Source organism: Variovorax sp. N23 (assembly GCF_025486315.1).
Taxonomy (GTDB): Bacteria; Pseudomonadota; Gammaproteobacteria; order Burkholderiales; family Burkholderiaceae_C; genus Variovorax.
The window spans coordinates 85961-99714 of the sequence record NZ_JAOOPY010000013.1; the positions used below are offsets into that span (position 1 = coordinate 85961).

A 13754-nucleotide genomic window follows, 5' to 3' on the forward strand; every position below is an offset into this window, starting at 1 on the left:
CGTCCTTCAGTCCAGCGTGATGCCGGTCGCCTTGACCACACCCGCCCAGCGGACCAGTTCCTTCTTCACGTAGGCGCCATATTCCTGCGAGGTCGACCCGAGCGGCTCGGCGCCTTGCAGCGCGAGGCGTTCGCGCACGTCGGAAGACTTCAGCGCCTTTTGAATCTCGGTGTTGAGGCGCTCGACCACGGCCGGGGGCGTGCCGGCGGGCACCATCACCCCTTGCCACGCGCCGACCTCGAAGCCGGGCATGCCCGATTCCGTGAGCGTGGGCACGTCCGGAAAGAGCGACATGCGCTTGGCGGTCGTCACCGCCAGCATCTTCATGCGCTTGTCGCGAACGAAGCCCATCACGGAATTCACCGTGTCCGTCATGAACTGGATCTGGTTGCCCACCAGGTCAACGTCGGCCGGCGCGCTACCCTTGTAGGGGACATGAGTCGCTTCCAGGCCGTTGGCCTGAACGAATTGGAAGGCGCCCAAGTGGGTCACGTTGCCGTTGCCCGCCGATCCGTAGGACAGCTTGCCGGGGTTGGCCTTGGCATAGGCGACGAATTCCTTCACCGTGTTCGCCGGCACCGACGGGTGGACAACCAAGGCCAGCGGCACGACCGCCACCAGCGCGACCGGCGCCAGGTCCTTCTGCACGTCGTAGGGCACGTTCCTGTAGAGCGCGGGGCTGAGCGTGATCGACGAGGTGTTGTAGAGCAGCGTGTAGCCATCGGCTGGCGCCTTGACCACCGCTTGCGCACCGATGTTGCCGTTGGCGCCGCCTCGGTTGTCGACCAGGACGCTTTGGCCCATCTGCTCGCCGAGCTTCTGCGCCAGGACGCGCGCGACCAGGTCGGTGGGTCCGCCCGGCGGGAACGGCACCACCATCGTGATCGGCTTGGTCGGGTAAGCGTCGGCGGCGCGCGGCTGCGCATGGACCATCGGCGCTGCAAGACTCAGCAAGCCGAGGGCGATGACCAGGGCTGACCGGCGGATGGTGTTTGCGTGGGTGGGAACGATGTCGTCTGGCATGGTTTGTCTCCTTGGGTTGTTGTGGCGGTGCCTGTCCGGCCCGACGGTGCCGGCTGTCAGTCGCGGCCCGCGAGCAGGCGACGTGCGTCGTAATGCATGACGCAGCGGTCCTCTTGGTTGAAAACCGTGATGCGGGAGTCGACGATCGCGCGCCCGCCGCGGCTGGTGGGGCGGATGCCGGTGACCTCGACGACGGCGTCGATGCTGTCGCCCACGCGAACCGGCGCATGAATCTTCTGGACCAGTTCCAGCATGGCCAAGCCGGTGCCCTGAATCATGGTCTGCAGGATGAAGCCCTCGATCAGCGTGTAGGTGAGTGCTGCCGGAACCGGGCGTCCAGCGATCGCCGCGCCCTCGTAGGCGGCATCGATGAAGATCGCCTCGAGCATGCCGGTAATGCCGATGAAGTTGACCAGGTCGGTTTCGGTCACGGTGCGTCGGTAAGTGCGCATGCGCTGGCCGACGTGCAGGTCCTGCCAGACGAAGCCTCGGCCGAGTCGAGGCAACGTGGAGTGCTCCGAGGAGCGTGCGGTGGGAACTGTGTCGTTCATGCGATCTGCGAGTCGTTGGAGGGTGCGTTGGCTGCCGAAGGCCGCTGCGGGGCTGCGAAAGCGGCGCCATGTGCGATCAGATCGTCGATGGCCGCAGTCGGGAGGCCGACGGTCTCGAGGCACTGGCGGGTGTGTTCGCCCAGGCGGGGGGGGAGGTGGACGGGTGGGCGCTGCCCGTCGAAACGCACCGGCACGCCGGGAAAGCGAAGCTGCCCCATGTGCGCGTCCTTGATCTCCGCGAAGAATCCGGTGGCCGTGAGGTGCGCGTCGGTGGGCAAATCCTCCAGGGCACTGACCGGCGCTGCCGGGATCTCCAGGCGCTCGCAGATCGCGAGCCAGTGCGCGGTGGTGCCCTGGGCGACGAACCCGCCCGCGGTTTCCAGCAGATCGCCGATGTGGCGGGTGCGCATCGTGATGTCGACAAAGCGCGGATCGCTTGCCAGGGCCGGCGCTTGGACCTCGAGGAAGAAGCGCTGCCAGTGCGCGTCCGTGTAGGGCATCATGCAGATCGCGCCGTCGGCGGTGCGCCAGGGACGGCGCCAGGGCGTGAGCACACGCGGATAGCCTGCCGGCGCCAGGGCAGGCTCGAAATGGCGGCCGTAGAAGTGCTCGACCAGGTTGAAGGCCACCATGGTCTCGAACATCGGAATCTCGACGAACCCGCCGCGACCGGTCCGCTCGCGCTGGAACAGCGCCGCCAGGATCGCCTGGGCGGCGACCAGCGCACAGGTCTTGTCGGCCGCAATGGTCGGCAGGTAGCGCGGCTCGCCGCCTTGTGCCTGCATCAGCGCGGACAAGCCCGACATGCCCTGGATGACGTCGTCGTAGGCGGGGCGGCCTGCGTAGGGGCCGTCCTGGCCGAAGCCGTGCAGGCCGGCGTACACGAGGCGCGGAAAGCGTGCGAGCAGCGCATCGGCATCGATGCCCAGCGGTGCCAGCTTCTGCGGGCGCATGCTGTGCATGAAGACATCGGCATCGCCCAGCATCGACATCAGCGCATCACGGGCGCCCGTCTGCTTGAGGTCGAGCACCACGCTCTTCTTGCTGCGGTTGCTTCCGAGAAACAGGGCGGCCATGCCGGGCTCAGTTGCGGGACCGGTGTGGCGGGTCGAGTCGCCGCCGGGCGCTTCCACCTTGATCACCTCGGCGCCGTAGTCCGCGAGCGTCTGGCTTGCCAGCGGCCCGAACACCACGCTCGAGAGGTCGAGCACTTTCACGCCCTGAAGGGGAAGCATCATCTGTTGGTCTCCTGGTCGCATTCTGCGAAGCGGACCCAGGAACGTCCAATATCAAATTCTCGCTCTGTGATACCTTATGAGAATCATGGATCCCCGCCAACTTCGCCACTTCGTGGCCCTTGCCGAAACCCTGAACTTTCATCGTGCAGCCGAGCGCCTGCACATGGCGCAGCCACCGCTCTCGGCTTCGATTCGCAGGCTGGAGGCACAGGTCGGCGTACCGCTTTTCGAGCGCAATCGCCGCGGCACCGAGCTCACCGCCGCGGGGTCGGCGGCGCTTGACCATGCGCGCCGCGCCGTCTTCCATGGTGAGCAATTCGCGCTGGCCGCTCGGGCGGCTTCCCGCGGCGAGGCCGGATCACTTCGCGTGGGCTTCGTCGGCTCGGCGACCTATTCACTCATGCCGCGCGTGATGCCGCTGTTCCGCGAGCGGTTTCCTGGTGTCCAACTGCAGCTGGCCGAATCGACCACGGCTCGCATCGTCGAAATGGTCGAGGCGGGGGAACTGGATGCAGGGCTGGTCCGCTTCCCGATCGGGCGGGCCTGTCAGGCACTCATCCATCCTGCCGAGCGCGATGTCTTCGTCGCGGCGCTGCCTGTGAAACACCGTCTGGCGCGGCGGCGGCGGCTGGCGCTTGCCGACTTGGCGGGCGAGCCCTTCGTGATGTACGGCCCGAGTGCCGTGCCTGGCTTGCATTCGGCGGCCTTGCTGGCCTGCCAGGAGGCGGGCTTCATTCCGTCGGTGCAGCAGGAGGCGGTACAAGTACAGACGCTGGTGAGTCTGGTCGAGAGCGGCTTCGGCGTTGCGTTGGTGCCATCGGTCGCTGCCCGCCACGAAACCCGTCAACTGGTCTTCAAGCCCCTGAGCGGAGCCGGCGCGCTAACGCCCATCGGGTTGGCGCTGGCTCTGCCGCCAGGCGGGGCCACATCCGCGGCACAGCGGTTTCGTGAATGTGTGCTGGAGACATCCCAAATGCTGTGAGTCCTACTACGGCAACGTCACGCTGCTCGCGACCGACGGCGTGGCCGGCCTGCAGGTGCAGCGCCGCGACCGCGTGTGGCTCGATGCGCCCGTGCTGCACGGCGCCTTCATCTGCAACATCGGCGACTGCCTGATGCGCTGGACCCACGACCTCGACGTGTCGACCCCGCACCGCGTGCTCAAGCCCGCGGCGGAGCGCTATTCGATCACGCTGTTCGTCGACCCGAACCCCGATGCGCTGGTGAGCGCCATCCCGTCGTGCGTGCCCGCCGGCGAGTCGCCGCGCTACGCGCCGATCACGACGCGGGCTTGCCTGCAGTCGCACTTCGACGCGACTTGCGGCGCGCGGGGCTGAGGCCCGCGGGCGCGGCAGCGGCGAGCTGCTGCATCAGCACGGTTTCTTCCGCCCGCAGTTGCGCATCGAGTGCCAACAGCAGCTCGATGAACGCCCCCTCGGGCGCCGAGCGGCTGCGTCCGCGCAGGCGCGCGATGCCGAACTGCCCCACGCTGCCCAGGTCGAGGCCCGCGATGGCCTTCAACTCGCCGCTGCGCAACTGCGCCGCCACCATGAAGGCCGGCATCATCGAGATTGCGTCGGACTGCAGCAGCACGTCCTTGAGCACCGCGGCGCTGTCGCAGACGATGCGCAGCGGCTGGGCACTCCCGGCCTGCGGGCGGGCCGCCGGCGGCAAGGCTTGCGCCAGGCGCTGCTGCAGCGCCTGCGGCATTTGCGGCCCGGCCCAGGGGTAGGCCAGCAACTCGGCCAGCGTGGGCGTTGCGAGCGCCGTCAGCGGATGGCCGGCGCGGCACACCGTCAGCGGCGGATGCGGCTTCAACGCCGTGACCTCGATGGCATCGAGCCCCTGCACCTGGCTCAGCTCGGCCAGCATGAGGTCGATGTCGCGTGCGCGCAGGCGCTCGGGGAGCTCCTGCCAGGGCGCGATCACGATCTCCACGCGCACTTGTGGGTGCTGTCGACTCAACCGGCCCACGGCAGGCCCGACCAGCGAGGCGCCCGCAAAAGGCCCGGCGCCGATGCGCAAGGCGCCCAGCTCGGCACCCTTGGCCAACTGCACGTCGCGCACCATCTCCTGCGCGGCCAGCGCCCAGTCGCGTGCGTAGTCCAGCAGCAAATGGCCGATGGCCGTAGCCGTGACCTCGCCGCGGCCCCGGTCGAACAGCTGCGCGTCGAGCGAGGCTTCGAGCGCCTGGATGCTGCGCGTCAGCGCGGGCTGCGTGAGGTGCAGCGCGTCGGCCGCGCGCGCGTAGTTGCGGTGTTCGGCCAGGGCGAGCAAGTGACGGAGGTGCCGGGTTTCGATCACGATGCGCGTCAGTCATCAAAATGATGACTCTCATGCATTTGACTTCCAGTCGTGTTCTCGAAACCATGCGGGGCGCTACCCATAACGAACAAGGAAGAGACAAACATGGCATCCCTCAAGACCGCATGGGTCCTGCTCGCATCGCTCGCGGGCGCGGCCTGCAGCACGCCGCCCGCCACGCCTGCGGCCACGGCCGCTCCCGGCGTCGGCATCGGCGCATCACCCACCACGCAGTCCCGGCAGGCGGCCGTCGCACGCGACTACGCGCTCGATGGCGCGGCCCGCCACGAGGACGCGCGCCGCGGCTTCATCGCCGCGCCCACGGGCCAGGTACGCGCCGCCGACGGGCGCGTGGTCTGGGACTTCGACGCCTTCCAGTTCGTGCGCGGTGCCGCGCCGGCCACCGTCAATCCCAGCCTGTGGGGGCAGGCCATCCTGAACAACCACATCGGCCTCTTCAAGGTGACGGAGGGCATCTGGCAGCTGCGCGGCTTCGACCTGGCCAACCTCACGCTGATCGAGGGCCGCACCGGCTGGATCGTGGTGGACACACTCACGTCGCGCGAAACCGCCGAGGCGGCGATGGCCTTCGCGCGCCAGCACCTGGGGAACAAGCCGGTGTCGGCGGTGGTGTTCACCCACAGCCATGTCGACCACTTCGGCGGTGCGCTCGGCGTGCTGCCGGCCGACGAGGCCAGGGCGCGGCAGGTGCAGGTGGTGGCGCCGGCCGGATTCATGGAAGAAGCGACCAGCGAGAACCTGCTGGTCGGCACGGCGATGGCGCGGCGCGCGGGCTACATGTACGGCAACCTGCTGCCGCGAAGCGCCACCGGCGCGGTCGACACGGGGCTGGGCAAGGCGGTGTCGTTCGGCCGCATCGGCATCCTGCCGCCCACACTGCTGATCGACAAGCCGATGCAGGAGGTCACGCTCGACGGCGTGCGCTTCGTCTTCCACAACGTGCCGGGCGCGGAGGCGCCGGCCGAGCTGATCTTCGCGGTGCCCGAGAAGCGCGCCTTCGGCGGTGCCGAAATGGTGTCGCACACCCTGCACAACCTCTACACATTGCGCGGCGCCAAGGTGCGCGACGCGATGGGCTGGGCGACCCACATCGACCAGGCGCTGGAGTACGTCAAGGACGCCGACGTGATCTTCAACCAGCACCACTGGCCGGTGTGGGGGCAGGAGAACATCCAGGCCTTCATGAAAGCGCAGCGCGACGCCTACCGCTTCATCCACGACCAGACGGTGCGCCACATCAACGCCGGCCTCACCGCACCGGAAATCGCCGAGGTTCTGCGCTTCCCGAAGTCGCTCGACCAGCAACTGAGCGTGCACGGCTACTACGGCACCGTGAAGCACAACGTGCGTGCGGTCTACCAGTACTACATCGGCTGGTTCGATGCGAACCCGGTCAACCTCGACCCGGTGCCGCCGGTGGAGGCCGCGAAGCGCTACGTGCAACTGGTCGGCGGTGCCGACAGGGCCATCGCCGCCGCGCAGGAGGCGCACGACCGCGGCGAAGACCGCTGGGCCGCCGAGGTGCTCAAGCATGTGGTGCTGGCCGACGCCGGCAACCAGCGCGCCCGCGAGTTGCAGGCCCGCAGCTTCGAGCAGATGGGTTACCAGGCCGAGTCGGCGCCGTGGCGCAACTTCTACCTGAGCGGCGCGCAGGAACTGCGCAACGGCCCGCCGAAGGACGGCGTCACGCGCACCGCGTTGCTCGACATGCTGCAGCACACGCCCACCGCACGCTTCCTCGAAGCCATGGCCGCCGGCCTCAACGGCCCGAAGGCCGACGGCGTGAACCTGCGCATCAACCTCGTGCTGCCCGACAGCAACGAACGCTTCGGCCTGTGGATCGAGAACGCAGTGCTGCACCACCGGCCCGGCGCGCTCGAAGGACCGGTCGACACCACGCTCACCATGAGCAAGCCCTTCTTCCTGCGCCTGGTCACGGGGCAGGCCGGCGCCGCCGAACTGCTGACCTCGAAAGAGACGCGCATCGACGGCAGCGTGCTCGCGCTGCGCAGTTTCTTCGGCCTCATCGATCGGGCGCCGGGCACCTTTCCCATCGTCACCCGCTGACATGGACACGCCAACCTACGACGTCGACTGGATCGTCGTCGGCTCGGGCTTCGGCGGCAGCGTGGCGGCGCTGCGGCTGGCGCAAAAAGGCTACCGCGTGCAGGTGCTGGAGGCCGGGCGGCGCTTTCACGACGAGGACTTCGCGGTCAATGGCTGGGACGCGCGCAACACCTTCTGGGCGCCGCGCATCGGGCTGACGGGGCCGTCGCGCATCTCGGTCTTCAAGGACATCTTCATTGCCAGCGGCGCCGGCGTGGGCGGCGGCAGCCTGGTCTACGCCAACACACTGTACCGGGCCAAGCCCGAGTTCTTCGCGCACGAGAGCTGGGCCGGCCTGGCCGACTGGGCGCGCGAGTTGGCGCCGCACTACGACACCGCCGAGCGCATGCTGGGCGTGCAGACCGTGCCCTGGGACAGCGCCGGCCAGCAACTGCTGCGCGAGATGGGTGCGCACTTCGGTGTGGCCGACACCTTTCGCCGAACGCCCTGCGCCGTGTTCTTCGGCGAAGAGGGCGTCACCGTGCCCGACCCCTACTTCGACGGCGAAGGCCCGACGCGCACCGGCTGCACGCGCTGCGGCGGCTGCACGATGGGTTGTCGCGTCGGCGCCAAGAACACCCTCGTCAAGAACTACCTCTGGTTCGCCGAACGCGCGGGTGCCCAGGTCCAGGCCGAGACCGAGGTCATCGACATCCGGCCGCTCGACGGCGGGGAGGGCGTCACGGGTTACGCGGTGCATCTGCGGCGCTCGACCGGGGGCGGCGTGCGCGCGGTGTCGGTGTTGCGCGCGCGCGGCGTGGTGGTGGCCGCGGGCGCGCTGGGCAGCAACCAGCTGCTCGCGCAATGCCGGCTGATCGGCGGCCTGCCCCAACTTAGCGCGCGGCTCGGGCAGAAGGTGCGCACCAACAGCGAATCGATCCTCGCCGTCACACTGCCCGACGACAGCCGTCCTGTGCACCGCGACGTGTCGATCAGCGCCAGCATCCACGTCAGCGCCGACACCCACATCGAGTTCGTCACCTACGGCGAGAAGGGCGATGTGCTCAGGCTCTTCCACACGCTCTTGACCGGCGACGGCACGCGGCTGACGCGGCCGCTCAAGCTGCTGGGGCAGGTGCTGCGCCATCCATGGCGCTTCGTGCGCTCGCTGTCGCCGCGCTTCTGGGGCCGGCGCACCGTGCTGCTGCTGGTGATGCAGTCGCTGGACAACGCGATGTCCTTCGTGGCGTGCAAGAACCGGCGCGGGCAGGTCACGCTGCAGACGCGTCAGGACCCCGACAAGCCCAATCCCACCTTCATCGCCGAAGGCTTCGAAGCCGCCAAGTGGCTGGCCGCGCACACCGGCGGTGTGGCGCAGAGCACCACGACCGAGGCGTTGCTCAACATCCCGACCACGGCGCACATCCTCGGCGGCGCCGTGATCGGACGCGATGCCGATGCTGGCGTGGTCGACGGCGATGGCCGGGCCTTCGGCTACCGCAACCTGCTGGTGTGCGACGGCTCGATCATGCCGGCCAACCCGGGCGTCAATCCGAGCCTGACCATCGTCGCGCTGGCCGAGCGCATCATGGCGGCCGTGCCGGCGAACGCGGCATCGCCTTCCGCCTGATTCACTTCATCTCATGACCCTGTCGCTCCAACCCCTGTTCGATGCGCAACGCGCCGCGTCCCGCGTGCATGCCGAGGTGCCACTGGCGCTGCGCCGCGACCGGCTGCAGCGCATGCGGCGCCTGCTCGAACGCGACGGCGCCGCGCTGGCGGCTGCGGTCAACGCGGACTTCGGCAACCGCTCGGCGCAGCTTACCGAAGTGGCCGACCTGATGGTGCTGCGCGCGACGATCTCCGATGCGCTGCGCCATCTGGCGCGCTGGTCGCGTCCACAGCGCGTGCGCACGCCGCTCTACCTGCTGCCGGCGCGCGGCTGGGTGCAGCGCCAGCCGCTGGGCGTGGTGGGCGTGATCTCGCCGTGGAACTACCCGCTGCAGCTGTCGCTCGGCCCTGCGGCCACCGCGCTGGCGGCGGGCAACCGCGTGATGCTCAAGCCCAGCGAACTCACGCCGCGCACCTCGGCGCTGCTGGCCGCGTGCGTGGCGCGCGACTTCGCGGCCGACGAGTTCTGCGTAGTCAATGGCGATGCCGAGCTTGCCGCCACGTTCTCGAGCCTGCCCTTCGACCATCTGTTCTTCACCGGCTCGACCAGCGTGGGACGCAAGGTAGCCGCAGCGGCTGCGGCCAACCTGACCCCGACCACGCTCGAACTGGGCGGCAAGTCACCCTGCATCCTTGACGCTTCATGTCGCGTCGAGGACGCGGCCGCGAAGATCGCGCACGGCAAGTTGCTCAACGCCGGTCAGACCTGCATCGCGCCCGACTACGTGCTGTTGCCGCCCACGATGGAAGGGGCATTTGTTCAGGCCTTCACGCAGGCCGCCAACCGCTTGTTCCCCCGCTTCGACGGCAACCCCGACTACGCCGCGCTCGTGGGCGAGCGCCATGCGGCGCGCCTCGATGCGCTGGTGGCCGATGCGCAAGCCCAGGGCGCGCGCGTGCATGCGGTGGCTCCGCCGCCATCCAGCGACAGCGGCACACGCCAGATGGTGCCGCGCTTGGTGCTAGGCGCCACGGCCGACATGGCGCTGATGCAACAGGAGATCTTCGGCCCCGTGCTGCCCGTCATCGCCTGCGAATCCACCCTCGAGGCCATCGCCTTCATCAACGCCCGCCAGCGTCCGCTGGCGCTCTACTGGTTCGGCGACGACACCGCGCAGCGCGATGCCGTGCTACAGGGCACCGTGAGCGGCGGCGTGACGGTGAACGACACGCTCATGCACATCGCGCACGAGGGCCTGCCCTTCGGCGGCGTGGGCGAAAGCGGCTGGGGCGCGTCGCACGGCGAAACGGGCTTCCTGCGCTTCACGCACGAAAAGGCGGTGTTCGCCCAGTCGAGATGGGCTGGCGGCAAGCTGCTGTATCCGCCCTACGGCCCGCGCTTCGACCGGATGATGGGGATGCTGCGTCGCCTGGTGTAGCGCGCGCCGCGCGGCCTTCAGAGCGGATGCTCGGTGTAGAAGCGCCCGCCGTGGAAGAGCAGCGGCGACGCGCCGGGCGCTAGAGAAGGGGCGACGGGAGCCGAACTGATTCAGCAGTTCACACGCCACGCCAACACAGGCTTCGCTCACCGCTGTGCAGCGGCTGGCGCACGTTAGAGCGCCGCATTGATCGACTCCTGCCGTAGTACGGCAGGTGATGGGCGCGGGCGTGTAGGACGCCATCGAGGAGGGCACCCACCAGAACAAGACCCACGTCAGTCGATCAAAACCGGCGGCCGGCGGATGTCGACCGTGCCGCGGTCGGTATCGACGCCCATGCCGTAGAGGCCGGGGCTGCCGCCGTTGTACCGAACGTCGAAGGGGAAGTCGGCGGGGGTGCCGACATCGCCCAGCCACGCGGCCAGGTCCGACCGGCTGCCGCCGATCTCGATCCATGCCAAGCCCTTTGGGGTCACGCTGCCCGAGCCGGGCACGACCGGCAGGCTGGCCGCATGCGCGCCGCCGCCCGGCTTGAAGTACATGTTCGGCATGCCGGTCGGCCAAGTCGTGGTGGCGCTGGGTGCCTGCAGCGCGAAGCCGCGCGAGCCGTCCATCATCTGGCGGCCCAGTTCGCGGCCGGTGGTGTTCGGGTCGACCGTGGTGCCGTGGTGCGCGGCGAAGGCCTCCAGCTCCTCGAGCGTGTCGCAACGAAGGCACCAGCCGACGAAGCGGTCGCCGTCGCGCGTCTGGCGCTCCATGAAGACGGCGAGCGGCTGGCCCTGGCGCACCGGGCGCTGGTCGACCAGGCCCTCGACCTCGATGTAGATGTCGGGCGCGAGCGGCACCACGCGGTGGCCCAGGCCGTAGTGCGGGAAGAAGCCGCCGTCGTAGTTGCCCAGGCCGGTTTCCTGGCTCAGGCGGAAGGTGGACTCGTAGACATTGGGGCCGGCCATGCAGACGTGATCGAAGTGAATCATCGGAATCGCTTTGGTGTGGGAGGGTGGAGAGGAGGGCGGCCGTCGCTCAGTGTGCGACCGCGTCGTGCGCGCCGGGCGTTGCGTCGGGGCGCCGCAGCAGTTGCTTCTGCTGCATCAGGCGGCTGGCGAGGAACACGAAGACGGCGCCGCACAGGGCGGCACCCGCGAGGAACATCAGGCCGGCGTCATAGGAGCCGGTGCGGTCTTTCAGCAGGCCGATGAGGTAGGGGCTGAACATCGAGCCGACGATGCCGAAGCAGTTGACGTAGGCGAAGACCACGGCCGCGGTCTTGCCGCGCACGCCGATGCCGGTGAGCTGCCAGATGCAGATCGGGCCACTCACGAGGCCGGCCGTCAGCAGCGCCAGCCCGGCAATCGACGCATACAGGCTGTGCACCGACAGCAGGACGCCGATGCCCACCGCCGCAGTGACGAAGGACGCGATGGCGTGCCACACGCGCTCCTGGGTCTTGTCCGAATGCGCGACCCAGAACCAGTACATCACCATGCCGAAGATGCTGGGGATGGCCGACAGCAGGCCGACCTGGATGGTCGAGAGCGCGGTGCCGAAGAGGCGGCCGAACTCCTGCACGATCTGCGGCGTGAAGATGAGGCTGGCGTAGAAGCCCATCTGTGCCGTGGCGTAGGCGAGCGACAGCAGGATCAGGTGCGGCTGCGTGAGCGTGCTGCGCAGTGGTGGTTCGGCACCGGCTTGCGCGGCGGTGTCGTCGGCATCGCGCGCCGCGATGATCAGTTGCTGCTCGGTCGGCGTGAGCCAATCGGCCTCTTCCGGTTTCGAGGTGAGGTAGCGGATCGAATAGCAGCCCAGCAGCACCGGCAGCAGGCCTTCGACGAACAGCATGATCCGCCATCCCGCGAAGCCGAAGAGTCCGTCGGCATATTGAACGATGGCCGCCGACATCGGCGTGCCGACGATCACGGCCCAGGGCAGCACGGCGATGACCAGCATGCGCCCGCGCAGGTTCGGCGGAAACCACAGCGCCAGGCAATAGATGAGCCCGGGGAACAGGCCGGCCTCGGCGATGCCCAGCAGCATGCGGATGGCGATGAGCTGCGTGCCGTTCTGGACGAAGGCGGTGCATGCCGAGATCAGGCCCCAGGTGACCATGATGCGGGTGAGCCAGACACGCGCGCCCACGCGGTGCAGGACGATGTTGCTCGGGATCTCCATCAGCAGGTAGCCCACGAAGAAGAGCCCCGCGGCCAGCCCGAAGACCTGCTGCGTGATGCCGAGGTCGGCGTTCATCCGCAGCGCCGCGGTGCCGATGTTGATGCGATCGAGATACGCCATGGTGTACATGAGCATCAGGATCGGGATCAGGCGCCGGATCACCTTGCGCTGTGCGACGTGGAGGGGACTGGTGGACATGAGGGGCGATGGTTGGTTGGCTTCAGCGACCGAGATTGCGGGCGACTGAGTCAGATGATCGTGACGGTTTGATGGACGGGAAAGGACAATATTTCTCATGACTTGTGACCCATTAGGTCCCAGTCCTTAGAATCGCTCAGACCCTGCCGAGGAGCCCGCATGCATCTGATCGACCTGAGAACCCTGCGCCAATTCGTCAGCGTGGCCGAGCACGAAAGCATCTCCCGTGCAGCTGAGGCGCTGCACATGTCGGCCTCGCCCTTGAGCCGCACCATCCTCCAGCTGGAGGCACGCGTCGGGTTCGCGCTGTTCGACCGCGTCAATCGCGCGCTTCGGCTCAACAACGCCGGGCGCGAGCTGCTGCTCAATGCGCGCCAACTGCTCAGAAGCAACGAGACGCTCATGCGCGACCTGCAGCGGCGCGCCGACGGTGTCGGTGGGACGGTCGTGATCGGCCACATGGCCGGCGCGCTCTACAACGGAATCATCCCTGGCACCGCGCGCCGCGTGCAGGCGGCCCATCCGTCGATCGCCTTCCAGTTCGAGGGCGCGCAGGAGCCGCAGCAGCTGGACGCATTGCGGCGCGGTCGACTCGACTTCGCTGTGCAGACGCAGGAGGTGGCCGACCCGGCGCTGGCCTCGCGCATCTACAGCACCGAGAACTACGTGCTGCTCATGCCGAGGCACCACGCGCTGGTGGACGTGCAGGAGATCACGCTCGAGCAACTGGTCGATGCGCAATGGGTGGTCACGCCCGAGCGGAACGGTCCGTCGCTGCGCGCCAAGTTCATGGCGGCCTGTCACCGCCTTCGTTTCGAGCCGCAGGTGGCGTGTGTGGCCGGCGACATCGTCTCGGCGCTAGCCCTGGTGGCCAATGAGTTCGGACTGTGCGCGGCGCAGGAGAGCCTGGCGCAGTTTGCAGGCGAGGCGATCGTGGCCCGTCCCCTGCCGCTGCTCGAGATGCAGACTGAATACCGCATCGTCTGGCGGCCCGAGGCGGTGTCGCCGCCCGCTCAGCGCTTCCTCGACGCCCTGCCGCAAGTGCCGCACCCTGCGCGCGCACGACGGGACGCAGCGGCGAAGAAGCCGGCCCGCCCGGTGCGCGGGCGCCCCGACAGTTCGCGCGTGCGCATCGCAAAGCGCTGACGCGGCCC

The 13754-nt window shown here is 68.6% G+C and carries 12 protein-coding genes; 6 read left to right on the top strand and 6 right to left on the bottom strand.

From position 1 onward, the window contains the following. Positions 1-6 precede the first annotated feature (6 nt). From N8A90_RS18765 to N8A90_RS18775, 3 genes are read right to left on the bottom strand one after another with little or no spacing between them, the layout of a single operon-like run. On the bottom strand, positions 7-1023 hold the full coding sequence (locus N8A90_RS18765; protein ID WP_410087706.1) for a Bug family tripartite tricarboxylate transporter substrate binding protein: 1017 nt from the start codon (positions 1021-1023) through the stop codon (positions 7-9). Positions 1024-1079: 56 nt separating this feature from the next. Beyond that, positions 1080-1574 carry a MaoC family dehydratase gene (locus tag N8A90_RS18770; protein WP_262076531.1) on the bottom strand — a complete coding sequence of 165 codons (495 nt, stop codon included), beginning with the start codon at positions 1572-1574 and terminating at the stop codon, positions 1080-1082. Further along, on the bottom strand, positions 1571-2809 hold the full coding sequence (locus N8A90_RS18775; RefSeq protein WP_262076603.1) for a CaiB/BaiF CoA transferase family protein: 1239 nt from the start codon (positions 2807-2809) through the stop codon (positions 1571-1573). The genes N8A90_RS18770 and N8A90_RS18775 overlap by 4 nt, the downstream gene beginning before the upstream one ends. Before the next feature lie 88 nt (positions 2810-2897). On the opposite strand from N8A90_RS18775, the gene N8A90_RS18780 reads away from it, so the two are divergent. Together N8A90_RS18780 and N8A90_RS18785 are read left to right on the top strand one after the other, a co-directional pair. After that, the gene (locus N8A90_RS18780) at positions 2898-3794 is read left to right on the top strand and encodes a LysR family transcriptional regulator (protein ID WP_262076532.1); all 897 of its coding nucleotides are present in this window, start codon (positions 2898-2900) and stop codon (positions 3792-3794) included. Next, positions 3760-4149: a 2OG-Fe(II) oxygenase family protein gene (locus tag N8A90_RS18785; RefSeq protein WP_262076533.1), complete on the top strand. Its 390-nt coding sequence runs from the start codon at positions 3760-3762 to the stop codon at positions 4147-4149. The genes N8A90_RS18780 and N8A90_RS18785 overlap by 35 nt, the downstream gene beginning before the upstream one ends. On the opposite strand, the gene N8A90_RS18790 is transcribed toward N8A90_RS18785, so the two are convergent. Continuing rightward, positions 4091-5116: a LysR family transcriptional regulator gene (locus N8A90_RS18790; RefSeq protein WP_262076534.1), complete on the bottom strand. Its 1026-nt coding sequence runs from the start codon at positions 5114-5116 to the stop codon at positions 4091-4093. The genes N8A90_RS18785 and N8A90_RS18790 overlap by 59 nt on opposite strands. 105 nt (positions 5117-5221) lie before the next feature. On the opposite strand from N8A90_RS18790, the gene N8A90_RS18795 reads away from it, so the two are divergent. From N8A90_RS18795 to N8A90_RS18805, 3 genes are read left to right on the top strand one after another with little or no spacing between them, the layout of a single operon-like run. Beyond that, a complete protein-coding gene (locus tag N8A90_RS18795) occupies positions 5222-7204 on the top strand; it encodes an alkyl/aryl-sulfatase (protein ID WP_262076535.1) in 1983 nt (660 codons plus the stop codon). Position 7205: 1 nt separating this feature from the next. Then, positions 7206-8813, top strand: a complete 1608-nt coding sequence (locus tag N8A90_RS18800; RefSeq protein ID WP_262076536.1) for an FAD-dependent oxidoreductase — start codon at positions 7206-7208, stop codon at positions 8811-8813. Positions 8814-8826: 13 nt separating this feature from the next. Continuing rightward, a complete protein-coding gene (locus N8A90_RS18805) occupies positions 8827-10233 on the top strand; it encodes an aldehyde dehydrogenase family protein (protein WP_262076537.1) in 1407 nt (468 codons plus the stop codon). A 275-nt stretch (positions 10234-10508) separates the two neighbouring features. Here N8A90_RS18805 and N8A90_RS18810 read toward each other — a convergent pair whose 3' ends face one another. Continuing rightward, positions 10509-11210, bottom strand: a complete 702-nt coding sequence (locus tag N8A90_RS18810; RefSeq protein ID WP_262076538.1) for a VOC family protein — start codon at positions 11208-11210, stop codon at positions 10509-10511. Positions 11211-11256: 46 nt separating this feature from the next. Then, positions 11257-12600 (bottom strand): MFS transporter, encoded by a 1344-nt coding sequence (locus tag N8A90_RS18815; RefSeq protein ID WP_262076539.1) that lies wholly within the window; start codon positions 12598-12600, stop codon positions 11257-11259. A 159-nt stretch (positions 12601-12759) separates the two neighbouring features. Between N8A90_RS18815 and N8A90_RS18820 the strand changes: the two genes are divergently transcribed. Beyond that, a complete protein-coding gene (locus N8A90_RS18820; RefSeq protein ID WP_262076541.1) occupies positions 12760-13746 on the top strand; it encodes a LysR family transcriptional regulator in 987 nt (328 codons plus the stop codon). The last annotated feature ends 8 nt before the right edge of the window (positions 13747-13754 follow it).